Origin of the sequence: Variovorax sp. UC74_104 (assembly GCF_044055375.1) — a bacterium.
GTDB lineage: Bacteria > Pseudomonadota > Gammaproteobacteria > Burkholderiales > Burkholderiaceae_C > Variovorax.
Genome location: NZ_CP171978.1, coordinates 2,990,947 through 3,013,488 on the forward strand (window position 1 = coordinate 2,990,947; position 22,542 = coordinate 3,013,488).

Below are 22,542 nucleotides of genomic sequence, written 5' to 3' on the forward strand. Positions count from 1 at the left end.
GAGCTCATGACCCGCATTGCCCTGATCCACGCGCTCTCGCACTCCGTCGCGCCCATCAACGAAGCCTTCGCGCGCGACTGGCCCGAGGCCGTGCGCATGAACCTGCTCGACGACAGCCTCTCGGCCGACCTGGCGCGCAATGGCAGGGGGCTCGACGACGCCATGCACGAGCGCTTCCAGCGCCTGGCGCAGTACGCGGTCGACACGGGCGCGCAGGGCATCCTCTTCACCTGCTCGGCCTTCGGGCCGTGCATCGAGGCGGTGGCGCGGCGGCACGCGGGCATTCCGGTGCTCAAGCCCAACGAGGCCATGATCGACGAGGCAGTGCAGGGGCAGGGCAGGCTGGGCCTCATCGCCACCTTCGCGCCCACGCTGGCGTCGATGCCGCCGGAGTTTCCTTCGGAGGTCGCGCTAGAAACCGCGCTTGCCGAAGGCGCGCTCGACGCCCTGAATGCAGGCGACACGCAGCGGCACGACGCCCTGATCGCCGCGCAGGCGGTCGCGCTGCGGGAGCGCGGCTGCACGCGCATCGCGCTGGCGCAGTTCAGCATGGCGCGCGCACGCGCGGCCTGCGAGGCGGCCAGCGGCCTGCCGGTGCTCACCACGGTCGACAGCGCGGTGCGCGCGCTGCGCCGGCGCACCGCTTCGGGCTCAGCGTAGGCGAGAGAACTCGATCACCGAGAACAGCGCCGTCATCGCGATCTGGGCTGCGTCGCTGCGCCCCAGGTTGCGGACCAGGCCGGTCTCGCGGTCGGTCGCTTCCAGCCCCTGCGACAGGCGCCGGTAGATGTCCGCCGAGGGCATGCACGCCGAGGTGCCCAGCGCGTCGCAGTACGTGTCGGCGAGCACGCCCGCGAGCTGCTCGCTCTGCTCGTTCGACAGCTTCATCGGATCGCCCGCGAACACCACGGCGATGCAGTGCATCAGGTAGGCCTGTGTCTCGAGCGAGAACGACTGCTGCCGCACGTAGCACTCCACGGCCGACCAGAAGAGCGGCTCGGAGGTGCGGCGCCAGCTCTCGAGCACCTTGCGCGCCTTCGCCACCAAATCGGCATGCGTGTCGCCGGGCTCTGTGGGGCGCAGCGCCAGGCCCTGCAGGGTGAGGGCGGCCTCGGAGCCGGCCGCGCCGAGGATGAAGCTCCAGAACTTCCAGCGCGCGTACCACTTCTTGTCGTGCGCGGGGTCCAGCGGCTCGAGCAGCCAGAAATCGATGGTCTGCACGGCGTCGCCGCGCTGCTCGGCCACGTTGCCGTCGCCCAGGTCGAGTGCCGCCATGCCCGACTGCATGCGGTCGGCCTCGATGTGCCCTTGCGCGACGATGCCCGCGCTGGAGCCCGAGCGGTCGATGTCGAGCAGCCGCTGCATCAGCTGCTGCAGTTCGTGGGCCGATGCGCCCGTGGCCTCGACCACGCGCCGCATCGAGGCGCGCTGCTCGCATTCGAGGTCCTGGGCGTTCTTGCGGCGGTCCTCGCCGTGATCGTCGAAAGTCGACGCGTGTTCTTCCAGCCTGTCGCTGCGCGTGAACGTTCGCATTACCGATGACTCCTGCGGGCGTCTCACACACACCCTGATACGTGACTGTGTGTCAATGCAGGGGGCCTGAACATCACCGAAACAGGGGATGCTGAGCCGGGGCTGACCTGCCCCCTCGTGATAATGGCTGCACTTGAAAAGGAGTACGCGTGGATATTGTTTTGCTGGTCAAGGCCGCCGTCATGGGCATCGTCGAAGGCCTCACCGAATTTCTTCCCATCTCTTCGACAGGCCACCTGATCCTTGCGGGCTCCCTGCTCGGCGGCTTCGGCGACAACCGGGGCAAGGTCTTCGAGATCGCCATCCAGACCGGCGCGATCTTCGCGGTGATCCTGGTCTACTGGCAGAAGATCCGCTCGACCGTCGTCGCGCTGCCCCGCCAGCCCAAGGCGCAGCGCCTGGCGCTCAACATCTTCATCGGCTTCCTGCCCGCGGTGGTGCTGGGCCTGCTGTTCGGCAAGGTCATCAAGGAGCACCTGTTCATCCCGACCGTGGTGGCCAGCACCTTCATCATCGGCGGCTTCATCATCCTGTGGGCCGAGAAGCGCCCGCCCGGGTCGGTGCGCGTCGAGCATGTAGACGACATGACGCCATGGGACGCGCTCAAGGTCGGCCTGGTGCAGTGCTTCGCGATGATCCCGGGCACCAGCCGCAGCGGCTCGACCATCATCGGCGGCATGCTGCTGGGCCTGTCGCGCCAGGCGGCGACCGACTTCTCGTTCTTCCTGGCCATTCCCACGCTGATCGGCGCGGGCCTCTACAGCATCTACAAGGAGCGCGCGGCGCTGTCGATGGGCGACGTGCCGCTGTTCGCCGTGGGCCTGGTGTTCTCGTTCATCAGCGCCTGGCTGTGCGTGCGCTGGCTGCTGAAGTACATCAGCAGCCACAGCTTTATTCCCTTTGCCTGGTACCGCATCGCCTTCGGCATCCTGGTGCTGGCCACCGCGTGGACCGGCACCGTGGTCTGGGCCGACTGATCCTGCTTCAGTTCGCGGCGCCCAGCAGGGCGCTCGCGGCCCTGGCTTCCTGCCGCACCGCAGCGGCGATGGGTCCGTCGATCGACGGATCGAAGCCGCCCGTGGCACCCAGCGCGGTGATCACGGCGCAGACCCTTCCCGCGTAGTCGTACACCGGCGCCGCCACGGCGCTGATGCCGCGCAGGTAGGTGTCCTTCACGCTCGCGCAGTGCGCCTGGCGCACCTCGCGGCGCAGCTGGCCGATCGGGTCCTTCGCATCGAGCTGCGCGCGCATCTCCGGCGTGGCCTCGCCCAGTTCCTGCTCGGCCAGCGCGACCACGCGCGATTCGTCGAGCAGCCCCAGGAAGGCGCGGCCGGTGGCCGACCACAGCATCGACATCACCGAGCCGGCGCGCACGTTCACCGTGACCGGCAGGCCCGGCTCCTCGAAGCGCACGATGGTCGGGCCCTTGTTGCCCATCACCGCCACGAAGCAGGTCACCTCCAGCGATTCGCGCAGGCGGATCAGGCAGGGCTCGGCCGCGCGGATCGGGTCGGCCTGGCGCATGGCGGCCAGGCCGATCTGGATGGCTTCCGTGCCCAGGTAGTAGTGCTGCGAGACGGCGTCCTGCAGCACCAGACCGGCTTCCATCAGGCTCGCGAGGTAGCGGTGCACCTTGGCTGGGCTCTCGGCGACGTGCGCCGACAGCGCGGTCAGGCTGCTGCGTCCGCCCAGGTGCGCCAGCCCCTTGAGCACCGACATGCCGGTCTCGGCGGACTGCACCCGCTGGCGGCGTTCGCGGGCTGGGGAGGAGAGGGAGGGATCGGATTCCGGAGGCTGCTTCATGACGGCTGGATGTTAGGTGCTCTACCGGTAAGGCCGGGTAAACCCGCGATCCGTGAATTACGCTATGCGTATGATAATTACGCAATACACAAAATCCCTCACGGAGACTCCCTCATGAAGAAGCACATCGCCCGCTGCCTCGCTGTTCTTTCGCTGGCTGCCGCGGCCGCCAGCGCCGGCGCCCAGCAGGCCTATCCCGCCAAGCCGATCCGCTGGATCGTTCCCTATGCAGCCGGCGGCGGTTCCGACTTCCTGGCGCGCACGGTTGCGCAGACGCTGTCGACCCAGGTCGGGCAGCCGGTGCTGGTGGACAACAAGCCCGGCGGCAACACCGCGCTGGCCGCTTCCGAGACCACGCGCGCCGCGGCCGACGGCTACACCGTGCTGTCGGCCGACAACGGCACTCTGGTGTTCAACCCCGCGCTCTACAAGTCGCTGAGCTACAACCCCACGAAGGATCTGGCGCCAGTCACGCTGATGGGCAAGTTCCCGATGATCCTGGTCGTCGGCGCCAACTCGGGCTTCAGCTCGGCCAAGGACTTCATCGCCCAGGCCCGCGCCAAGCCGGGCGGCATCAACTACGCCTCGGCCGGCGCGGGCAGCCCGCACCATCTGGCGATGGAGCTGCTGAAGGTGGAGGCCAAGCTCTTCATGGTCCACGTGCCGTATCGCGGCGCCGCGCCGGCGCTGGCCGACGTGGTCGGCGGGCAGCTGCCGGCCATGATGGTCGACCTGGCCGCGAGCTCCGGCTTCATCAAGGGCGGCAAGGTGCGCGCGCTGGCGGTGGCCAACCCAACGCGCCTGCCGCAGCTGCCCGACGTGCCCACCTTCGCCGAGCTCGGCTACAAGAATGTCGAGGCCGCCGCGCTGGTCGGCGTGGTGGTGCCCTCGGCCACGCCCGCTGACGTGGTCAGCACGCTCAACCGCCAGCTGGTCGCCGCCATCAACGAGCCCTCTGTGCGCACGCGCATGGTCGACTTCGGCGTGGAGCCGGTCGGCAACACGCCCGCGCAGTACGCCGCGCTGCTCAGGAGCGAAACCGAGCGCTGGCACAAGCTGATCCGCGACCTGAAGATCACCCTCGACTGAAGCTGCCTGCCATGTCCGATACCGTCACGCCATCGCGCGCCTCCGGCTGCCCCGTCGCGCACGGGCCGCTGTCCTCCGAGCGCACGCCCACCGGCTGCCCCGTGAGCCAGCGCGCCGCCGGTTTCGACCCCTTCGAGGACGGCTACCAGCAGGACCCGCCCGAGTACGTGCGCTGGGCGCGCGAACAGGAGCCCATCTTCTACAGCCCCAAGCTGGGCTACTGGGTGCTCACGCGCTACGAGGACATCAAGGCGGTGTTCCGCGACAACATCACCTTCAGCCCGTCGATCGCGCTCGAGAAGATCACGCCCACGGGCGAGGAGGCCAACGCGGTGTTGGCTTCGTACGGCTTCGCGCTCAACCGCACGCTGGTCAACGAGGACGAGCCCGCCCACATGCCGCGCCGCCGCGCGCTGATGGACCCCTTCACGCCCGAGGCGCTGAAGCACCACGAGCCCATGGTGCGCGAGCTGGCGCGCGAGTACGTCGACCGCTTCATCGACGACGGCCGCGCCGACCTCGTCGACCAGATGCTGTGGGAGATCCCGCTCACGGTGGCGCTGCATTTCCTCGGCGTGCCCGAGGAAGACATGGACACGCTGCGCAAGTACTCCATCGCCCATACCGTCAACACCTGGGGCCGCCCGAAGCCCGAGGAACAGGTGGCGGTGGCGCACGCGGTGGGCAACTTCTGGCAGTACGCCGGCAAGGTGCTCGACAAGATGCGCCAGGACCCCGACGCACCCGGCTGGATGCAGTACGGCATCCGCAAGCAGTTGCAGCATCCCGATGTGGTGACCGACTCGTACCTGCACTCGATGATGATGGCCGGCATCGTCGCCGCCCACGAGACCACGGCCAACGCCACCGCCAACGCGGTGAAGCTGCTGCTGCAGCACCCGCAGGTGTGGCGCGAGCTGTGCGAAGACCCGGGGCTCATTCCCAACGCGGTGGAGGAGTGTCTGCGCCACAACGGCTCGGTGGCCGCATGGCGCCGCATGGTCACCAGGGACACGCAGGTCGGCGGCGTCGACCTGCCGGCGGGCTCGCGCCTGCTCATCGTCACCTCGTCGGCCAACCACGACGAGGGGCATTTCTCGGATGCCGACCTGTTCGACATCCGCCGCGACAACGCCAGCGACCATCTCACCTTCGGCTACGGCTCGCACCAGTGCATGGGCAAGAACCTGGCGCGCATGGAGATGCAGATTTTCCTGGAGGAGTTCACGCGCCGTCTGCCGCACATGCGGCTTTCCGAGCAGCGCTTCACCTACGTGCCGAACACCTCGTTCCGCGGGCCCGAGCACCTGTGGGTGGAATGGGACCCGGCCGCCAACCCCGAGCGCAAGAACCCGGGCCTGCGCGACGTGCGCGTGCCGGTGCGCATCGGCGAGCCCTCGGCGCATTCCATCGCGCGGCCGGTGGTGGTGCAGGGCGTGACGCCGGTGGCCGAGGGCATCGTCAGGCTGCGCCTCGTGTCGCCCGACGGCAAGCCGCTGCCGCGCTGGACGGCCGGCGCGCACATCGACGTCGAATGCGGCACGCCCGAACTCTCGCGCCAGTATTCGCTGTGCGGCGACCCCGACGACGCGGGCGCCTTCGAGATCGCCGTGCTGCACGAGCCCGAGGGGCGCGGCGGCTCGGCATGGGTGCATGCGAACGTGAAGCCGGGTGACCGGCTGCGCATCCGCGGCCCGCGCAACCACTTCAGGCTCGACGAGTCGCTGAAGAAGGCCATCTTCATCGCCGGCGGCATCGGCATCACGCCGGTGAGCGCGATGGCGCGCCGCGCCAAGGCGCTGGGCATGGACTACGAGCTGCACTACAGCGGCCGCAGCCGCCGCAGCATGGCCTTCGTCGACGAACTCGCCGCGCTGCATGGCGACCGGCTGCACCTGCACGTCGCCGATGAAGGCCGGCGCAACGACCTGCAGGCGCTGCTCGCGCAGCCGGTGGCCGGCGCGCAGGTCTACGCCTGCGGCCCGCTGCGCATGCTGCAGGCGCTGGAAGACTGCTGCGCCGCGTGGCCCGAGGGTGCGCTGCGCGTGGAGCATTTCGAATCCACGCTGGCCACGCTCGATCCATCGAAGGAACATGCCTTCGAGGTGGAGCTGAAGGATTCGGGCCTCGTCCTCACCGTGCCGCCCGACCAGACCCTGCTGACCGCGCTGCGCGCCGCCAACGTCGACGTGCAGAGCGACTGCGAGGAAGGCCTGTGCGGCTCCTGCGAAGTGCGCGTGCTCGCCGGCAAGGTCGACCACCGCGACGTGGTGCTCACACGCGTGGAGCGCGAAGCCAACACGAAGATGATGGCCTGCTGCTCGCGCGCCTGCGAAGGCCGGCTGGTGCTCGAACTCTGAGGTCTCAGCCGGCGAGCGGCATCCGCAGCGCCACCCGGGTCTCGCCGGGGCGTGAGTGCAGGTGCAGCTCGGCGCCGAGTCGGCGGGCCCGCGTGCGCAGATTGCGCAGTCCTGCGCCCGCTGTCTGGTCATCGACCGCGAAGCCGCGCCCGTCGTCGCGCACGCTGAGCTGAAGCTCGGCGCCCGCGCGCTCCACCGTCACGTCCACGCGGCGGCTCGCGCTGTGCTTGAGCACGTTGGTCAGCGCCTCCTGCAGGAAGCGCATCAGGTCCAGGCTCTGCGACGGCGGCAGCTCCAGTGTCTCGATGCCCGACACCTGCCAGCGGCAGTCGATGCCGTTGGCGTCGAGCAGTTGCGCGCTGCGATGGCGCATCGGCACCAGCAGTTCGCCGAGCGCGCGGGCGCCGTGGTCGTGGCCGGTGGCGTCGATGATCAGCCGCAGGTCGTCGCGCAGGCGCTTGAGCATGACCAGCAGCTCCGGCGCGCTGAGGTTCTCGGGCTTGCGCTCCAGCGTCGCGATGCTGCCCACCAACATGCCGCCGAGCCCGTCGTGCAGGTCGCTCACCAGGTTCACCCGCTCGCCGATCCGCGCATGCGCCAGCTCCAGCGCATGCTGCTGCGCCAGCGTGGCGGCAAGCTCGGCCTTGGCCGCGTTCACTTCCTCGATCAGCTCGGTGTTGAAGTTCTCGATGCGCCGCAGGCTCTGCGCGAAGCGCGCGGCCTGCGTCAGCGCCATGCCCAGCAGCAGCACGTACGACGACATGTTGGTGTAGTAGACGTTGCTGTCGATCACCTGAGTGAACACCAGCAGGTCGTGCGCGCCCGTCACGGCCGAGATCGCCATGAACGGCGCGATGGAGCGCACCGGGCTGCCGCGGTGGCGCCAGCCGTACACGAGGGCGTAGCTGTTCACCGCGATGATGGTGAGGCCGCCCACCAGCGTCCAGATGGCCCGGTGCACCGCCAGCGACGGCTCGGGCGCCAGCCACAGGTCGAGCACGCCGGCCAGCGCCACCAGCGCGGCCGCGCCTTCGAGCCGTGGCAGGCGGCGCCCGCAGTAGCGCAGCACGAAGAGCAGGTAAGACACGCTGAACACCAGCAGCAGCGAGGTGTTGAGTGCCTGCCAGTGATGGTTGGAGCTGAAGGGCCAGGGGCTGGTCGCGATCTGGTTGTAGGCGAACAGCAGCCACAGCACCGACATCACGGCGAACCAGCCGTAGGCCGTCTCGCGCCGGCGCAGCCACCACCAGGCGGCGAAGAAGGCCGAGACCGCCGCGCTGACCGCGAGGCCAAGCACCTGCAGGTCGCGCCGCACCAGCCGCTCGCGTTCGAATCGCGACTGCATCGCCGCCGGCTCGCCGACCTCGACCGGCCCCAGCCCCGCCTGGTAGGGCGCCAACCCCGAAACGCGCACCAGCAGCGTGTTGGTGCCGGGCTTCAGCAGAGGCGGTGCCAGCAGCCAGTAGCGCGGCGTGTTCCAGGCGCGCGTGAGCGGCTCGACCAGGCTTTCGTCGCGCGAGATCGTCGTGCCGTTGAGCGACACCTCGCCGGCCATGTTCAGGTAGTTCAGCAGCAGGCCGGCTTCACGCAGCTGTTCGGGCTGCTCCCATGTCAGGCGGTACCAGACCACGCCGTCGAAGCCGGGCCAGCGGGTGGCCCAGCTGTCGGGCAGGGCGACGGGCGTCCAGCCTTCGGCGGGCGGGGCGGTGTCGTTCCAGCCTGCGCCGCGCGCGGCCTCCACGCGCAGCGCGGGAGCGGCGGCGTCACCGGCCGCGAGGGCCGAGAGGGCCGGGCAGGCCGCGAGAAGAAGCAGGACGACCGCGCCGGTCAGCGCAGCAAGCCATGCCTTCGCGCTTCGAAGACGGCTTCGGTGCGCGAACTGACGGCGAGCTTGCGGTAGATGTTCTTGGTGTGGCATTCCACGGTCAGTCTGGAGATCGATAGCGACTCGGCCATTTCGCGGTTGCTCAGGCCCTGCGAGACGAGCTCGAGTATCTTGCGCTCCCGGCGCGTGAGCGCGGCCGGTGCTTCTCCGGAGGGCTGTGTCGCCGTCTCGGCCGGCGGCGGCGGCTGGTGCGTCGCCACCCAGGCGAGGATGTGGCGCGCGATGCTCGGATCGATGGGCGCGCCGCCCTGCTCGATGCTGCGCAGCGCAATGCCCAGTTCGACGTCGTCGCGCTCCTTCAGCAGGTAGCCGATGGCGCCGGCGCGCAGCGCCGCGAAGATGACCTCCTCGGTGCGCCAGGCCGAGATCACCACCGCAGGAATGGCCGGCCGGTTCGGCCTGCAGCCAGCCGATCAGCTCGACCCCGCTGCCGTCGGGCAGGCCGATGTCCACCAGCACCACGCCGTAGTCCCGCCCGTCGAGCAGTTGCCGGGCGCCGGCGACGCTGTCGGTCACCGCGATGCGGTTCTCGTCGCAGCCGAGGGTGGACAGCACGTGGCGCAGGCGCTCCTGCATGGCCGGCTCGTCCTCGACGATCAGCGTGGGGCTCAGCGAAACGGGTTCGGCGTCTTCGACAGGGAGAGAGGACATGCGGCGGAATCTTCGGCCGACCTGGCGCGGCGAGTGGAACGTATCTACCAATTTTCCCGTTTGCTGCCGATTACTGCCGATTACTGCCGCGCCGGCCTGCACATGATCAGGTAGGCCGAGTTCGTGACCGGCTCCCGGTGCTCCGCCGCGCCCCGGAAACCCAGCCGCTCGTAGAAGGCCACGCTGCGCGGCGTGAAGGTCTCCAGGAAGCAGGGCACGCCCGCCGCGTCGGCCTCGGCCAGGGTGGGTGCCAGCAGTTGCGCGCCCAGCCCGCGCCCCTGCGCGGCCGGCGAGATGCCGAGGATCGACAGGTACCACGCTTCAGGCGGCACCACGTCCGGCGAGCGCGCGGCCATGAAATCGACGATGCGGCGATAGTTGCCGTGGCCGCGCGGGCCGAGCGTGGCGGCGAGGTATTCGCCCTTCGCCGCCGACTCGGCCGCGTCGACCGCTTCCGCGCGAGGCAGCAGCCAGGCCGCCGCGCCCAGCCGGGCATCCTCGGCCGTGAGGTAGCGGCCGGTGCGCGATGCCTCGCCCAGCGAGTAGGCGAAGTAGTCGGCGAGCACCGCCTTGCGGGCCGCCATGTCGTGCTCGAAATCGACGGAGATCGCCAGGTAGAACGGATCGACGATCAGGGCGTCGGCCAGCGCGGGCGCTGGCGGGAAGTCGGGCTGCATGCGGAATCGGCAGGGTTGGGGAATGACCCGGGCGATTCTAGGGAGCCGGGCCTGGCCCCGCGTCAGTCCAGCGTGATGCCCCCGCTCAGGTTCAGCACCGCGCCGGTCATCGCGCTGGCGCCTTCCGAGGCTGCGAACAGTGCGGTGGCGGCCATCTGGTCGAGCGAGGGCAGCCGCTTCACCAGCAGGCCGGGTGGCTTGGCTGCGAGCATCTGCTCGACCGTGAGCCCCATGCTCTCCGCCGCCGGGCGGAACACCTCGCGGGCGTGCGAGCCTGCGGTCACCGCCTCGGGAATGGCGTGCGAGCGGATGCACACGGTGCGGATGTTGAACGCCGCGAGCTCCCCCGCCATGTGACGCGAGAGCGCCTCCACGCCCGCGCAGGCCACCGCGTGGCCCAGGTAGCCCGGCCCCGGCAGGCGCGAGGCCGGCGTAGACACCGAAAGAACCACGCCGCCGCCGCGCCTGGCCATGTGCGGCGCCACGGCCTTTGCAGTCAGGAAGCAGGCGCGGATGTAAGCCTGTACGGGCAGGAAGAAGTCTTCCAGCGCCAGCGCCGATAGCGGCGTGCCCTGCACGTGCATCACGCCGATGGCGTTGAGCGCGATGTCGATGCCGCCGGCGCGTTCTGCAACTTCGGCGGCATGGCGCAGCATGGCCTGCTCGTCGAGCGCATCGACCACGGCCGCCTCGGCCCGCCCGCCCTCGGCCTCGATGGCTCGCGCCGCCGCCTCGAGCCTGGCCCGGTTCCGCCCCGTGACGAACAACCTGGCGCCTTCACGCGCAAAGGCGCGGGCCACCGCACCGCCGATGGCGCCGCTGCCACCGTGAACCACCACGCACTTGTCCTTGAATGCCTGCGACATCGTCTTTTCTCCTCGGATTGCCGCCCGCGACATGCGGGCGTTCCAACCAAGGACGCGGGGCGGCGGCCCGATCCGACATCGCCGGCAGGTTTTTTTCCGTCAGACCTGCGGAATGCGCGCCGGGATCACGCCTGGGTCGTACCAGGTGATCGGCCGGATCTCGAACACGCCGCCCTCGAAGGCCAGCCGGTGCGCGGCATGCGTGGCTTCCTCCACCGACTCGCACTCCACGACGTAGATGCCCATGAGCTGCTCCTTCGTCTCGGCGAAGGGGCCGTCGGTGACCAGCGGATGCAGGTCGCCCGCGCGGCGCACCGTGCTGGCCACGTTGGGCATCAGCCGCAGCACGGTGCCGAGCTTGCCCTGTCCCTGCAGGTCCTCGCGCAGGTCGGTGTGGCGTTCGAGCATTTCCTCTTCGACGCCGGGCTCCCAGGCGGCCACCGTGGATTCGGAGCCGTAGATGAGGATGGAATAGAGCATGGTCTTCCTTTTCTTTTCGTGGTTCGTGGCGGGCGGGTCGGTTCGGGTCAGCCGGGCGTGCCGAGACGGTCGAGCATCGCTCGGATGTGCGCGGCCTCGGCGGCGGTGCGGGCCATGCCGAGGGCGCGCGCGAATGCGGCGCGGGCTTCGTCGGCGCGCTCCAGCTGCATCAGCAGCGCGCCTCGCAGCCCGTGGAAGTGGAAGTAGCCGTCCAGCGCGCCGGCCAGCGGCTCGGTCAGCGCCAGCGCGGTTTGGGGCCCGTGCAGCTTGTGCACCGCCACCGCGCGGTTCAGCGTGACGACAGGGGAGGGCTGCAGCGCTTCGAGCGCGGCGTAGAGCCGGTCGATCTCGGCCCAGTCGGTGTCCTGGGCGCGCGCGGCCTGCGCGTGGGTGGCGGCGAGGGCGGCCTGCAGCTGGCAGGGGCCGGGCCTGCGCTGGCGCAGCGCGCCTTCGACCAGCGCCAGGCCTTCGTCGATGAGCGCGCGGTTCCAGCGCGCGCGGTCCTGGTCTTCGAGCAGCACGACCATGCCGCCGGCATCGAGCCGCGCGGCGGCGCGCGCATGCTGCAACAGGAGCAGGGCGAGCAGGCCCATCAGTTCGGGCTCGCCGGGGAACAGTTCGAGCAGCAGCCGCGCGAGGCGTATCGCCTCTTCGCACAGCGCGGCGCGCACATGCTCCTCGCCGCCGCTGGCCGAATAGCCTTCGTTGAAGAGCAGGTAGACCGTGGTGCCCACGGCTGCCAGCCGCTCGTCGCGCTCGCGCCGGCCCGGCGTGTCGAAGGGAATGCCGGCCGTGGCCACGCGCTTCTTGGCGCGGGTGATGCGCTGCTCCATCGCGCTTTCGCCGACCAGGAAGGCGCGCGCGATCTCGCGCACCGACAGGCCCGAGACGATGCGCAGCGCCAGCGCGATCTGCTGCGTCAGCGGCAGCTCGGGGTGGCAGCAGACGAAGAGCAGGCGCAGCACGTCGTCGCGGTAGTGCGCCTGGTCGAGCTGTTCGACGAGCGCGGCTTCGGTGTCGTCCAGGTCGGAGATGAGCGCGTCGTCCTCGGGCAGCGGCTTGTGCTGGCCGCGCCGGCGCACCTCGTCGATCGCCGCGTTGCGCCCCACGAAGATCAGCCAGGCCAGCGGGTCGCGCGGCGGGCCGCTCTCGGGCCAGTGGCGCAGGGCGCGCAGGCTGGCTTCCTGGAAGGCTTCCTCGGCCATGTCGAGCTCGCGGAAGTAGCGAAGCAGCGCGGCCACCGCGCGCGGGCGCGAGGCGGTCAGCGTGGTGGCGATCCAGGCGGTGTCGGTCATGCGGTGCGCTTGTTTGTCCTTCGTTCCTGCTCACCCAAGGACGGATGAGTATGCGTCGCGCCGACACGCTCGGCAAAATCGGACGCACTTTCCTCACCGAACAAGAAATGGAGCACTGCGAATGACGCTGGCAATGAGCTGGAGCGAATGGGCCGACCACGACGGCATCGGCCTGGCCGAACGGGTGCGCAAGGGCGAGGTGACGGCGACGGAACTGGCCGCGCAGGCGGCTGCCGGCATCGCGAGGCTCGACCCTCAGCTCGACGCGGTCGTCGAGGTCTTCGACGACGTGGTGGCCGATCCGCTCAAGGACGGCATGAACCCCGAAGGCGTTTTCGCCGGGCTGCCCTACCTGATGAAGGACCTGGGCCCCACGTTGAAGGGCCGCCTGCAGGAGTTCGGCTCGATGATGATGCAGGGCCACCGACCGGCGGCTGACAGCTTCCTCACGCAGCAATTGCGCAAGGCGGGGCTCAACATCGTGGGCCGCAGCACGACGCCGGAGTTCGGCGTGTGCAGCTCGGCGGAGAACGCCTTCCATGTCACGCGCAACCCGTGGGACCTCGAATACACCACCTGCGGCTCCTCGGCCGGCACGGCGGCGATCGTGGCCGCCGGCGTGCTGCCGCTGTCGCATGCCACCGACGGCGGTGGCTCCATCCGCATTCCGGCGGGCGTGAACGGCAACATCGGGCTGAAGGTGTCGCGCGGCGTGTTCTCGCTGGCGCCGGGGCTGTCGGATCTTTCGGGGCTGGTGTCGATCCAGGGCTGCCACAGCCGCACCGTGCGCGACACGGCCGCCTTCGTCGACCACTGCCGCGGCGGCGCGCCCGGCGAGTTCATGCCCTTCTGGTCGCCGGCCGAGCCGTACAGCGAGCTCATCAAGCGCGATCCGGGGCGGCTGCGCATCGCGCTGTCGCACGAGTGGGGCGACTTTCGCGCCACGCCGCATTTCGTGGCCGAGCTGGAGCGCACGGGCAGGTTCCTCGAAGAGCTGGGCCACCATGTCGAATGGGCGCTGCCGGAGGTGGACTTCCGCACCGCCTTCGACGCCCAGACCACCTGCTACATCAGCAACTTCGCGCAGGTCATCGACGGCCACCTGCACCGGCTGGGCCTGGAGCGCCCGCCGGCCGAGCTGCTGGAGCCGATCAACATCAAGATCTGGGAAGCCGGGCTGCACACCTCGTACACCGAGCGCGCGAAGATGCAGGCGGTGTTCAACACCACCTCGCGCGCCTTCGGCGATTTCTTCCAGCGCTGGGACATCATCCTCACACCGATCACCGCGCTGCCCACGCCCAAGGTGGGCACCAGCGAATACCTCACGACCAGCACGAACCCCTCGGTATACGACTGGTTCGCCAACCTCTGGCAGAACTTCGCCTACACGCCGCTGGCCAACCTGTGCGGCATGCCGGGCATCTCGCTGCCGATGGCCGAGCAGGAAAACGGCCTGCCGCTGGGCATCCAGGCGCAGGCGGCTCAGGCGAACGACGGGCTGCTGCTGCAGCTGGCCGCTCAGATCGAGCGGGCGCTGGGCGGCAAGTGGAACGCGGGGCGCCGGCCGGGCGTGCACGTCACGCAGGCGTGACGGGGGCCGTCGGCTGGTGGCTCAGAGCAGGTTGCGCAGCGCGGCCTCGATGGCCGCCGCGGTGGCCAGCGGCTTTTCCATGGGGAAGAGGTGCGTGCCGTCCAGCATGGCGATGCGACCCTTGGTGACTTGCTGCGTCATCGCCATGCCCACGCGCTTCATCTCGGCCGACTGGCGCCCGCCGATGAAGGCGGCCTTGCACTTGAGCGGGTGCGCGCGCAGCAGGGCGCCCAGGTTGTGGGGCAGGGTGTTGTAGATGGCGGTTTCGACGTCGCGGTCGAAGCTCAGCGCGCGAGCATCGTCGGCATCGAAGGTGCCGTGGTCGATGTAGTCGTGCAGCACCTGCTCGTCCCACTTCGCGAAGGCCTTCTTGCTGCGGAAGTGCTCGAACACGGCCTCGCGGTGTTCCCAGCTGTTCCTGCGCTTGCGGCTGATGGCGCCGGGCGACACGCTCTTCATGAGCGGCGTGCGCTTGACCACGTTGAGCGTGTTCGCGCGCCAGCCGCCGAGGATGGGCGAGTCGATCAGCAGCACGCCGCGCGCCAGTTCGGGGTGCAGCGCGGCGCACATGAGGCTCAGGAAGCCGCCGAGCGAATGGCCGATGAGGAATACCGGGCCGCCGGCGCGCTCGGCGCGTGGCTTGGCGAAGTCGGCCAGCTGCTGCACCAGGTGCGGCCAGTTGTCGGTGACGGGGTACTTCGGGTCGTGCCCGAATTTCTCGATGGCGTCGACCTCGAAGCCGCGGTTGCGCAGGCTGTCGAGGACGACTCGGTAGGTGCTCGCGGGAAAGCTGTTGCCGTGCGAGAAGACGACGGGCGGCACTGGATTAGATGAGCTTTTCGTCGGGGGTCGAGATCTTGCGCAGCGGGCTGTGGCGCGTGGCCGGCATCTTCAGGGGATGCTCGGTCTGGGCGTCGTCCCACACCGGGTCCTCGATGCTGTCGAACACCTCGCGCAGCTTCTGGCCCCAGCTGTTGTGCACCATGCGGTAGTAGGGGTTGTCGGCGTCGATGCAGATCACGCGGTCGGTTTCGAGCTTGTTGGCCTCGTACACCACCAGGTCGAGCGGCAGGCCGACCGACAGGTTCGACTTCATGGTCGAGTCCATCGACACCAGCGCGCACTTGGCTGCTTCGTCCAGCGGGGTCTCGGGGGTGAGCACGCGGTCGAGCACCGGCTTGCCGTATTTCGACTCGCCGACCTGGAAGTAGGGCGTCTCGGTGGTGGCCTCGATGAAGTTGCCGGCCGCGTAGACCAGGAAGAGGCGCATTCCCTCGCCCTTGACCTGCCCGCCGAAGATGAAGGAGACGTTGAAGTCGAGGCCCGCATGCTTGAGCGCCTCGGCATCGCGGTCGTACACGTGGCGCACCGCCGAGCCCAGCACGCGGGCGGCGTCGAACATGCTCTTGGCGTTCCAGATGGTGATGGGCGCGCCCTGGCTGCCGTCCTCGCGGGTTTCGCGCAGCTCCTCGATCTGGAGGATTTCGCGCACCGACTGAGAGATGCTCAGGTTGCCCGACGACAGCAGCACCATGACGCGGTCGCCCGGCTGCTCGTAGACGATCATCTTGCGGAAAGTGCTGATGTGGTCCACGCCCGCGTTGGTGCGCGAGTCGGACAGGAACACCAGTCCGGCGTTGAGTTTGATGCCTACGCAGTAAGTCATGGGTTCAGGTTCATCTGGCATGAACTGTGCCAGGTCATGCGGCGCCGAGTTCACGTTTGTTCAGCTTCTGGAGGGCATACAAGGCATCGAGCGCCTCGCGCGGGCTCATCGTGTCGGGGTCGAGCGCGGCCAGCGCGGATTCTACGGCGCTGGCCATGGGTGTTTCGGCCACCGGGGGCGGTGCGAACAGGTCGACCTGTGCACGAGTTTGCGCATGCTGCGATTCAAGCGCCTCCAGCGCCTGCCGCGCATGGTTGACCACCGCCGCGGGCATGCCCGCCAGCCGCGCCACCTGGATGCCGTAGCTCTTGCTGGCTGGGCCGGGCTGCATTTCGTGCAGGAAGACGATGTCGCGGCCCGCCTCGGTGGCGCTCACGTGCATGTTCACCGCGCCGTGGTGCGTGGCCGGGAACTCGGTCAGCTCGAAATAGTGCGTGGCGAACAGCGTGAAGGCCTTGCTGCGGTCGTGCAGCTGCGCCGCGATGCCGGCGGCCAGCGCCAGGCCGTCGAAGGTGCTGGTGCCGCGGCCGATCTCGTCCATCAGCACCAGCGACTGCGCCGTGGCGCTGTGCAGGATCTGCGCCGCCTCCGTCATCTCGAGCATGAAGGTCGACTGCGCGTTGGCCAGGTCGTCCGCCGCGCCGATGCGGGTGTGAATGGCGTCGATGGGCCCGAGCCGGCAGGCGGCGGCCGGCACGTGCGAGCCGATGGAAGCCAGCAGCACGATGATCGCCACCTGCCGCATGTACGTCGATTTACCGCCCATGTTGGGGCCGGTGATGACCTGCATGCGCTGCTGCGGCCCGAGCTGCGTGTCGTTGGCGATGAAGCCGCCTGACGACTTCTCGGCCAGCCGCGCCTCCACCACCGGGTGGCGGCCCTGCTGGATCTCGATGCAGGGATGCGACACGAAGCTGGGCGCGCGCCAGTGCAGCGTGTGCGAGCGCTCGGCCAGCGCGCACAGTGCGTCGAGCGTGGCGAGGCCGCCGGCCAGCTGCGTGAGCGCTGGCACCGAGGGCTGCAGCGCGTCGAGCAGCTGCTCGTAGAGCCACTTCTCGCGGGCCAGGGCGCGGTCCTGTGCGCTCAGGGCCTTGTCCTCGAAGGCCTTCAGCTCGGGCGTGATGAAGCGCTCGGCGTTCTTCAGCGTCTGGCGGCGGCGGTAGTTGTCGGGCACCTTCGACAGCGCGCTCTGCGTCACCTCGATGTAGAAGCCGTGCACCCGGTTGAACTGCACCCGCAGGTTGCTGATGCCGGTGCGCTCGCGCTCGCTGATTTCGAGCTTGAGCAGGAAGTCGTCGCAGTTCTCGCTGATGGCGCGCAGTTCGTCGAGTTCTGCGTCGTGGCCGGTGGCGATCACGCCGCCGTCGCGCACCAGCGCGGACGGATCGGGCTTGATGGCGCTGACCAGCAGGTCCGCGCAGCCCGGGGGCGGCGCGAGCCGCTCGGCGATCTGGCCCAGCAGCGCGGACGAACCCGGCAGCAGCGGCGCGAGCTGTTCCGCCTTCGCGAGCGCGAGCCGCAGCGCCAGCAGTTCGCGCGGACGCACCTGGCGCAGCGCGATGCGCGCGGCGATGCGCTCGACGTCGCTGGTGTTCTTGAGCTGTTCGCGCAGCGTGCGCCAGGGCGCGGCCGTGGCGCCGAGCACGGTGGCCTGCAGCGCGCCGATGGCTTCGAGCCGACCCTGCGCCTCGGAGCGGTCGCGCCGCGGCGAGAGCAGCCAGCGCTTCAGCAGGCGGCTGCCCATGCCGGTCATGCAGGTGTCGAGCAGCGAGAACATGGTGGGCGAGTCTTCGCCGCGCAGCGTCTGCACCAGTTCGAGGTTGCGCCGCGTGGTGGGCGGCAGCTCGATCAGGTCGCCGTCGCGCTCCACCGACAGGCGCTGCACGTGCGAGAGCGCGCGGCCCTGTGTGTGCTCGGCATAGCCCAGCAGCGCGGCGGCCGCGGCATGCGCGTTGGGGAGAGCATCGGCGTTCCAGGCGGCAAGGCTGTTGCTGCCCATCTGCTCGGCCAGCTTGCGCTCGCCCAGGCCGCCGTCGAACTGCCATGCCGGGCGCACCGACAGCGTGAAGGGCGTGGCGGCGCGCGCGGCCTTCAGGCGCTGCTCGAAGGCGGGCGTCACCTCGGCGCTGTAGAGCAGTTCGCTCGGGCCGATGCGGGCGATCCAGGCTTCGAGCGCGTCGGAAGGGCACTCGGCCAGCCGCAGCTCCGCGCCGGTCACGCTGAGCCAGGCCAGGCCGCAGAAGTTGCGCGCGCCCGCATGCACGGCCAGAAGCAGCGAATCGGCCTTGTCGTTGAGGAGCTCCGAATCGGTCAGCGTGCCGGGCGTGACCACGCGCACCACCTTGCGCTCGACCGGCCCCTTGGCCGCGCCGACTTCGCCCACCTGCTCGCAGATGGCGACCGATTCGCCCAGCTTGATGAGGCGGGCCAGGTAGGTGTCGACCGAGTGGAAGGGCACACCGCACATCACCACCGGCTGGCCGGCCGACTGGCCGCGCTGGGTGAGCGTGATGTCGAGCAGGCGCGCGGCCTTCTCGGCGTCGGCCCAGAAGAGTTCGTAGAAATCGCCCATCCGGTAGAACAGCAGGGTGTCCGGATGGTCGGCTTTCAGGCCCAGGTACTGGGCCATCATTGGCGTGTGCCCAGAGAGGTCTGTCTTGTTCATTTCAGTCAGTGGCTTGCGATCCATGCCGCCGGGCTCCGGGGCAGGTTGGGGACATTCGTAGGCATTCTCCGCGCGGCGCTCCGTTCAGCCGGCCCGGTGGCCGCGCTCGAGCGGCCACTGCCTCGTCTTGAGCATGAAAAGCTCGAAGAGGCCGGGCGCCATCGAGCGGTCGCCGGCCTCCCACTGCTGCCATCCGCGCAGCGAGGCCTGCACCGTCTGCGCGGCCTCGGTCTGCGTGAGGCCGGCAGCCATGCGGGCGTCGCGGACGGCGGCGGGCGAGGGGCTGGAGGGCTTGTTCGGGGAGGGCATGAAGGCATGGCGCATGGGGCCTGCGCGCACGGGTGAAAGTGCCGCGGGCATTCTACGTTCAATGCGCGTATCGCCAGCCCGTGCGCCGCACCGGAACTGTCCAAGGCCGAAGCGGGATTCCGTCGGTGCGGTGATCTATAGAGCGCGGCTTTGCGTACGACGGAGTCAACCACCGCCGACCACCTGCCATGCCAAGAGCCTCCAGCACCTCCGCCGCCATCCATTGGGTCGAACAGGGTCTGGTGCCCGATGCCGCCGTCCGGGTGGGCGTGCGCAGGCTGCTGCGGCAGCGGCTGGTCGAGCTCGACAGCGGCAACCCCGAGGCCGTGGCGCGCCATTCGCAGGCATTCTTCGAAGAGCTGCGCAATGCCCCGCTGGCCTTGCTGCCCGAGAAGGCCAACGAACAGCACTACGAACTGCCGGCCGAGTTCTTCGCCGCCGTGCTGGGGCCTCACCGCAAGTACAGCTGCTGCTGGTGGCCCGAAGGGGTCGACACGCTGGAGCAGGCCGAGGCGGCCGCGCTGGCCGAGACCTGCGCCCGCGCCGGCCTGGCGGACGGGCAGCGCATCCTCGAGCTCGGCTGCGGCTGGGGTTCGCTGAGCCTGTGGATGGCCGAGCGCTTTCCGGGCTCGCGCATCACGGCGGTGTCCAACTCGCATTCGCAGCGCAAGTTCATCACCGCCGAGGCGGCGGCGCGCGGCCTGGGCAACCTGGAAGTGATCACCTGCGACTTCAACGACTTCGAGACGGCCGAGCGCTTCGACCGGGTGGTGTCGGTGGAAATGTTCGAGCATCTGCGCAACTGGCCGCGCGCCTTCTCGAACGTCGCGCGCTGGCTCGATCCGCAGGGGCGCTTCTTCATGCACGTGTTCGTCCACCGCGAGGCGCCGTACCCCTTCGAGGTGCGCGATGCGAGCGACTGGATGAGCCGCTACTTCTTCTCGGGCGGCATGATGCCCGGCGACGACCTCGCCCTGCGCTGCCAGGACGACCTGCGCCTGCTGAACCAGTGGCGCTGGAACGGCCGCCACTACGCGAAGACCTCCGCCGCCTGGCTGTCGCGCATGGACGCCCGGCGCGACGAGCTCATGCCGCTCTTGGTTTCCGTCTACGGAGAGAGCGACGCGCCGATCTGGTGGACGCGCTGGCGCCTTTTCTTCATCTCGGTGGAAGAGCTGTTCGGCTATGCCGAGGGCGGCCAGTGGTGGGTCGCCCACTACCTGTTCGAGAAGCGCTGATGCCGGCGCGCGCCCTGGCTCTTGCCCCGGCACTTGCGATAGCGCTGGGGGCCGGCGTGGCCTGGGCGCAGGAAAGCGGGGTTGAAAGCGCGATCGAGGAGGGTGAGTGGAACTTCACCGCCACGCTCGACGGCAAGCCGATCGGCACGCATCGCTTCGTGGTCGGCGGCAGCGCGTCGGCACGCACCGTCGACAGCCGCGCCCAGTTCGTGGTGCGCCTGCTCGGCGTATCCGTCTACCGCTACCGTCACCAGAACGAGGAGCGCTGGGCCGGCGACTGCCTGCGCGAGCTGCGCTCCGACACCGACGACGACGGCACCCGGCAGCAGGTCGCGCGCCGCTACGACGACGAGTGCCTGATGAGCTTTGCCTACTGGAACCCCAGGCTGATGAAGCAGCAGCGCCTGGTCGATCCGCAGACCGGCAAGCTCGAGCCGGTGCGCTTCGAGCCGCTGCCCGGCACCAACATCGAGGTTCGCGGCCAGCCGGTGCGGGCGCGGGGCTGGCGCCTGCAGGCCGCGCAGCAGCGCATCCGCATCTGGTATGCCGCCGACAGCGGACGCTGGATCGGGCTGGACGCCGAGACCAAGGGCGACCGGCAACTGAGCTACCGATTGACTTCCACTTCCGGCGCACCATGAAACCTTCCGCCCGCACCTTGTCCATCGCCTACCTGTGGGCGCTCGTGAGCTTTCTGCTGCTCGATGCGGTGTGGCTGTCGCTCATGGGGCCGCGCCTGTACAAACCGGCGCTCGGCGACCTGATGGCGTCCGACGTCGACTGGCTCGCGGCGGTGCTGTTCTATGCCATCTACCTGGCCGGCCTGCTGGTTTTCGCCATCTCGCCGGCGCTGGCCGAAGGAGCCGCGGGCGCGGCGCTGCGGCGGGGCGCCTTCTTCGGGCTGGTCGCCTACGCCACCTACGACCTCACCAACCAGGCCACGCTGCGCGGCTGGCCCTGGGCGATCACCGCTGCCGACCTGGTGTGGGGCAGCTTCGTGAGCGGCGTGTCGGCGTGGGTGTCGGCGCGCCTCACATCCCGACGAGCGAACCCAGCACGCGCGCGATAGCGCTGTCGAAGCGCAGGCGGCCGTCCAGCGATGCGAGGCAAATGCACTCGCTGCCATCCTGGACCACGGGCTGGTGATGGATCTCGCCGTCCGCCGTATCGAAATCCCCGGGCCCGAACAGGGCTCGCCCGTCATGGAAACGGCCGTGCAGCACCTGGGTCAGCTCCTGTCCCTGGTGCGTGTGCTGCGGCAGGTACTTGCCGGCCGCGATGCGCAGCAGGAAGACGTTCGCATCCGGCGCCTCGGGCACGCTCACCCGGCTCCAGCGCATGCCCGGGGCGATCCAGCGCCAGGGCGTGGCGCTGCAGTGGGCGAGCGCGCTCGGCCAGCGCGCACCGGGCGGCAGCGGCGGCGGGGCACTGGCCCGCACGGGCGCAGGGCGGGCATGCTCCAGCGCGTCGATCGAGGCCAGGGTGCGCGCCAGCGCATCGTCGGCCATGGGCGCGGCTTCCATCTCGTCGAGCAGGATGCCGCCCAGGGCATCGAGCGTGCGCGCACGCTCGCGGCACAGCGGGCAGAGTTCCAGGTGGCTGGCCAGGACCAGCCGTGCGCCGGCAGGCAACTGGCCGGAAGCCCGGGCCAGCAGCAGGTCGTCGTCGGGGTGGTGTCGGATATCCATCATCAGCGTTCCAGCAGGCGGCGCAGCTGAGCGACCGCCAGGCGCACGCGCGACTTCACCGTGCCCAGCGGAATGCTCAGCTGGGCCGCGATGCGGGCATGCGGTTCGTCTTCGAAATAGGAAAGGTGCAGCACCTGCTGCTGCTCGGGCGGCAGCTGCCGAAAGGCGCTGCGCAGGCGTTCGTTCAGGCGCGAGGCGTGCAGCCCGTCGTCGAGCGAGGCGTCGTCCGCCTGGAGCAGGTCGAAATCGAACTCCTCCTCGGACGACTCTACGCCCTGGCGCCGCCGCAGCGCGTCCACGCGCAGGTTCCGCGCGATGGTGAATATCCAGGTCGAGACGGCGGCCTGCGCCGGATCGAACAGCGCGGCCTTGCGCCACACGCTGACCAGGGCTTCCTGGGCCAGCTCCTCGGCCTGCAGCTCCGGGCTGCCGATGTGCATCAGGTAGTGCTTGACGCGCGGCGCGAAGTGCGAGAACAGCCGGGCGAACGCCTCCCTGTCCTGCCGTTCGGCCACGGCGGCCAGGGCCTGCGCCCAGAGGTCGTCGGAGCGGCGCGGCTGCTTGAAATCGGTCACAACAACAGTCAAGTTGGGCGCTCGGCGGCCGCGGGGCACCGGAATGCCCGCAGGTTGGGTGGATGGGTCGGGAACGGCGGCCATGCTAACCCTTACGCAATCGGGCCGCGATCGGATCATCGCCGCAACGCGCCATGGTCCAAACGGTAATTTCCTGCGTACAAGCTC

At 69.6% G+C, this 22,542-nt stretch carries 21 protein-coding genes and 1 pseudogene; 8 read left to right on the plus strand and 14 right to left on the minus strand.

The features are described 5' to 3' along the window. Positions 1–6: 6 nt before the first annotated feature. Positions 7–660 carry an aspartate/glutamate racemase family protein gene (locus tag ACHMXA_RS13900; protein ID WP_395321014.1) on the plus strand — a complete coding sequence of 218 codons (654 nt, stop codon included), beginning with the start codon at positions 7–9 and terminating at the stop codon, positions 658–660. Here ACHMXA_RS13900 and ACHMXA_RS13905 read toward each other — a convergent pair. Beyond that, positions 652–1,533: a hypothetical protein gene (locus tag ACHMXA_RS13905; protein WP_395321016.1), complete on the minus strand. Its 882-nt coding sequence runs from the start codon at positions 1,531–1,533 to the stop codon at positions 652–654. The two genes, ACHMXA_RS13900 and ACHMXA_RS13905, sit on opposite strands and share 9 nt — an antisense overlap. 149 nt (positions 1,534–1,682) lie before the next feature. On the opposite strand from ACHMXA_RS13905, the gene ACHMXA_RS13910 reads away from it, so the two are divergent. Continuing rightward, a complete protein-coding gene (locus ACHMXA_RS13910; protein ID WP_395321018.1) occupies positions 1,683–2,510 on the plus strand; it encodes an undecaprenyl-diphosphate phosphatase in 828 nt (275 codons plus the stop codon). A gap of 7 nt (positions 2,511–2,517) precedes the next feature. On the opposite strand, the gene ACHMXA_RS13915 is transcribed toward ACHMXA_RS13910, so the two are convergent. Then, positions 2,518–3,336, minus strand: a complete 819-nt coding sequence (locus ACHMXA_RS13915) for an IclR family transcriptional regulator (RefSeq protein ID WP_395321020.1) — start codon at positions 3,334–3,336, stop codon at positions 2,518–2,520. Between the two features lie 114 nt (positions 3,337–3,450). Between ACHMXA_RS13915 and ACHMXA_RS13920 the strand changes: the two genes are divergently transcribed. Together ACHMXA_RS13920 and ACHMXA_RS13925 are read left to right on the plus strand one after the other, a co-directional pair. Next, positions 3,451–4,425, plus strand: a complete 975-nt coding sequence (locus ACHMXA_RS13920) for a Bug family tripartite tricarboxylate transporter substrate binding protein (RefSeq protein WP_395321022.1) — start codon at positions 3,451–3,453, stop codon at positions 4,423–4,425. A gap of 11 nt (positions 4,426–4,436) precedes the next feature. Beyond that, positions 4,437–6,785, plus strand: coding sequence for a cytochrome P450/oxidoreductase (locus tag ACHMXA_RS13925; RefSeq protein WP_395321024.1), 2,349 nt, complete (start codon positions 4,437–4,439; stop codon positions 6,783–6,785). A 4-nt stretch (positions 6,786–6,789) separates the two neighbouring features. Here ACHMXA_RS13925 and ACHMXA_RS13930 read toward each other — a convergent pair whose 3' ends face one another. The 6 genes and pseudogenes from ACHMXA_RS13930 to ACHMXA_RS13955 form a co-directional block, all read right to left on the minus strand. Continuing rightward, positions 6,790–8,703, minus strand: a complete 1,914-nt coding sequence (locus tag ACHMXA_RS13930; protein WP_395321026.1) for an ATP-binding protein — start codon at positions 8,701–8,703, stop codon at positions 6,790–6,792. After that, positions 8,613–9,321: pseudogene (locus ACHMXA_RS13935) on the minus strand (response regulator). The gene ACHMXA_RS13930 and the pseudogene ACHMXA_RS13935 overlap by 91 nt, the downstream one beginning before the upstream one ends. A gap of 80 nt (positions 9,322–9,401) precedes the next feature. Then, positions 9,402–9,998, minus strand: coding sequence for a GNAT family N-acetyltransferase (locus ACHMXA_RS13940; protein WP_395321027.1), 597 nt, complete (start codon positions 9,996–9,998; stop codon positions 9,402–9,404). Between the two features lie 62 nt (positions 9,999–10,060). Next, positions 10,061–10,864, minus strand: a complete 804-nt coding sequence (locus ACHMXA_RS13945) for an SDR family NAD(P)-dependent oxidoreductase (RefSeq protein ID WP_395321029.1) — start codon at positions 10,862–10,864, stop codon at positions 10,061–10,063. Positions 10,865–10,963: 99 nt separating this feature from the next. After that, entirely contained in the window at positions 10,964–11,344 is a 381-nt protein-coding gene (locus ACHMXA_RS13950; RefSeq protein WP_395321031.1) for a YciI family protein, read from the minus strand. Positions 11,345–11,391: 47 nt separating this feature from the next. Further along, positions 11,392–12,639 (minus strand): RNA polymerase sigma factor, encoded by a 1,248-nt coding sequence (locus ACHMXA_RS13955; RefSeq protein ID WP_395321032.1) that lies wholly within the window; start codon positions 12,637–12,639, stop codon positions 11,392–11,394. Between the two features lie 121 nt (positions 12,640–12,760). On the opposite strand from ACHMXA_RS13955, the gene ACHMXA_RS13960 reads away from it, so the two are divergent. After that, positions 12,761–14,233, plus strand: a complete 1,473-nt coding sequence (locus tag ACHMXA_RS13960; protein WP_176664937.1) for an amidase — start codon at positions 12,761–12,763, stop codon at positions 14,231–14,233. A 21-nt stretch (positions 14,234–14,254) separates the two neighbouring features. Here ACHMXA_RS13960 and ACHMXA_RS13965 read toward each other — a convergent pair whose 3' ends face one another. The 4 genes from ACHMXA_RS13965 to ACHMXA_RS13980 all read right to left on the minus strand — a co-directional run bounded on the left by ACHMXA_RS13965 (position 14,255) and on the right by ACHMXA_RS13980 (position 18,873). Next, complete coding sequence (locus ACHMXA_RS13965) at positions 14,255–15,055, minus strand: alpha/beta fold hydrolase (protein ID WP_176664938.1); 801 nt, start codon at positions 15,053–15,055, stop codon at positions 14,255–14,257. Between the two features lie 4 nt (positions 15,056–15,059). Beyond that, entirely contained in the window at positions 15,060–15,899 is an 840-nt protein-coding gene (locus tag ACHMXA_RS13970) for a proteasome-type protease (RefSeq protein WP_176664939.1), read from the minus strand. A gap of 34 nt (positions 15,900–15,933) precedes the next feature. Continuing rightward, positions 15,934–18,564, minus strand: coding sequence for a DNA mismatch repair protein MutS (gene mutS, locus ACHMXA_RS13975; protein WP_176664940.1), 2,631 nt, complete (start codon positions 18,562–18,564; stop codon positions 15,934–15,936). Positions 18,565–18,648: 84 nt separating this feature from the next. Then, complete coding sequence (locus tag ACHMXA_RS13980) at positions 18,649–18,873, minus strand: XRE family transcriptional regulator (protein ID WP_395321035.1); 225 nt, start codon at positions 18,871–18,873, stop codon at positions 18,649–18,651. Positions 18,874–19,061: 188 nt separating this feature from the next. Between ACHMXA_RS13980 and ACHMXA_RS13985 the strand changes: the two genes are divergently transcribed. From ACHMXA_RS13985 to ACHMXA_RS13995, 3 genes are read left to right on the plus strand one after another with little or no spacing between them, the layout of a single operon-like run. After that, a complete protein-coding gene (locus ACHMXA_RS13985) occupies positions 19,062–20,111 on the plus strand; it encodes a cyclopropane-fatty-acyl-phospholipid synthase family protein (RefSeq protein WP_176664942.1) in 1,050 nt (349 codons plus the stop codon). Further along, a complete protein-coding gene (locus tag ACHMXA_RS13990) occupies positions 20,111–20,752 on the plus strand; it encodes a DUF6134 family protein (protein ID WP_176664943.1) in 642 nt (213 codons plus the stop codon). The genes ACHMXA_RS13985 and ACHMXA_RS13990 overlap by 1 nt, the downstream gene beginning before the upstream one ends. Then, positions 20,749–21,180, plus strand: a complete 432-nt coding sequence (locus ACHMXA_RS13995; protein WP_176664944.1) for a DUF2177 family protein — start codon at positions 20,749–20,751, stop codon at positions 21,178–21,180. The genes ACHMXA_RS13990 and ACHMXA_RS13995 overlap by 4 nt, the downstream gene beginning before the upstream one ends. Here ACHMXA_RS13995 and ACHMXA_RS14000 read toward each other — a convergent pair. Next, positions 21,143–21,799: a ChrR family anti-sigma-E factor gene (locus tag ACHMXA_RS14000; RefSeq protein WP_176664989.1), complete on the minus strand. Its 657-nt coding sequence runs from the start codon at positions 21,797–21,799 to the stop codon at positions 21,143–21,145. The genes ACHMXA_RS13995 and ACHMXA_RS14000 overlap by 38 nt on opposite strands. A 2-nt stretch (positions 21,800–21,801) precedes the next feature. Continuing rightward, positions 21,802–22,374, minus strand: a complete 573-nt coding sequence (locus ACHMXA_RS14005) for a sigma-70 family RNA polymerase sigma factor (RefSeq protein ID WP_371132170.1) — start codon at positions 22,372–22,374, stop codon at positions 21,802–21,804. Positions 22,375–22,542: the final 168 nt, after the last annotated feature.

Excerpts from the sequence above, each read along its gene's own strand:
- ACHMXA_RS13900 (WP_395321014.1), top strand. The coding sequence starts at position 7 with ATGACCCGCATTGCCCTGATCCACGCGCTCTCGCACTCCGTCGCGCCC.
- ACHMXA_RS13905 (WP_395321016.1), bottom strand. The coding sequence starts at position 1,533 with ATGCGAACGTTCACGCGCAGCGACAGGCTGGAAGAACACGCGTCGACT.
- ACHMXA_RS13915 (WP_395321020.1), bottom strand. The coding sequence starts at position 3,336 with ATGAAGCAGCCTCCGGAATCCGATCCCTCCCTCTCCTCCCCAGCCCGC.
- ACHMXA_RS13920 (WP_395321022.1), top strand. The coding sequence starts at position 3,451 with ATGAAGAAGCACATCGCCCGCTGCCTCGCTGTTCTTTCGCTGGCTGCC.
- ACHMXA_RS13925 (WP_395321024.1), top strand. The coding sequence starts at position 4,437 with ATGTCCGATACCGTCACGCCATCGCGCGCCTCCGGCTGCCCCGTCGCG.
- ACHMXA_RS13930 (WP_395321026.1), bottom strand. The coding sequence starts at position 8,703 with ATGCCACACCAAGAACATCTACCGCAAGCTCGCCGTCAGTTCGCGCAC.
- ACHMXA_RS13940 (WP_395321027.1), bottom strand. The coding sequence starts at position 9,998 with ATGCAGCCCGACTTCCCGCCAGCGCCCGCGCTGGCCGACGCCCTGATC.
- ACHMXA_RS13945 (WP_395321029.1), bottom strand. The coding sequence starts at position 10,864 with ATGTCGCAGGCATTCAAGGACAAGTGCGTGGTGGTTCACGGTGGCAGC.
- ACHMXA_RS13950 (WP_395321031.1), bottom strand. The coding sequence starts at position 11,344 with ATGCTCTATTCCATCCTCATCTACGGCTCCGAATCCACGGTGGCCGCC.
- ACHMXA_RS13955 (WP_395321032.1), bottom strand. The coding sequence starts at position 12,639 with ATGACCGACACCGCCTGGATCGCCACCACGCTGACCGCCTCGCGCCCG.
- ACHMXA_RS13960 (WP_176664937.1), top strand. The coding sequence starts at position 12,761 with ATGACGCTGGCAATGAGCTGGAGCGAATGGGCCGACCACGACGGCATC.
- ACHMXA_RS13970 (WP_176664939.1), bottom strand. The coding sequence starts at position 15,899 with ATGACTTACTGCGTAGGCATCAAACTCAACGCCGGACTGGTGTTCCTG.
- mutS (WP_176664940.1), bottom strand. The coding sequence starts at position 18,564 with ATGAACAAGACAGACCTCTCTGGGCACACGCCAATGATGGCCCAGTAC.
- ACHMXA_RS13980 (WP_395321035.1), bottom strand. The coding sequence starts at position 18,873 with ATGCCCTCCCCGAACAAGCCCTCCAGCCCCTCGCCCGCCGCCGTCCGC.
- ACHMXA_RS13985 (WP_176664942.1), top strand. The coding sequence starts at position 19,062 with ATGCCAAGAGCCTCCAGCACCTCCGCCGCCATCCATTGGGTCGAACAG.
- ACHMXA_RS13990 (WP_176664943.1), top strand. The coding sequence starts at position 20,111 with ATGCCGGCGCGCGCCCTGGCTCTTGCCCCGGCACTTGCGATAGCGCTG.
- ACHMXA_RS13995 (WP_176664944.1), top strand. The coding sequence starts at position 20,749 with ATGAAACCTTCCGCCCGCACCTTGTCCATCGCCTACCTGTGGGCGCTC.
- ACHMXA_RS14000 (WP_176664989.1), bottom strand. The coding sequence starts at position 21,799 with ATGGATATCCGACACCACCCCGACGACGACCTGCTGCTGGCCCGGGCT.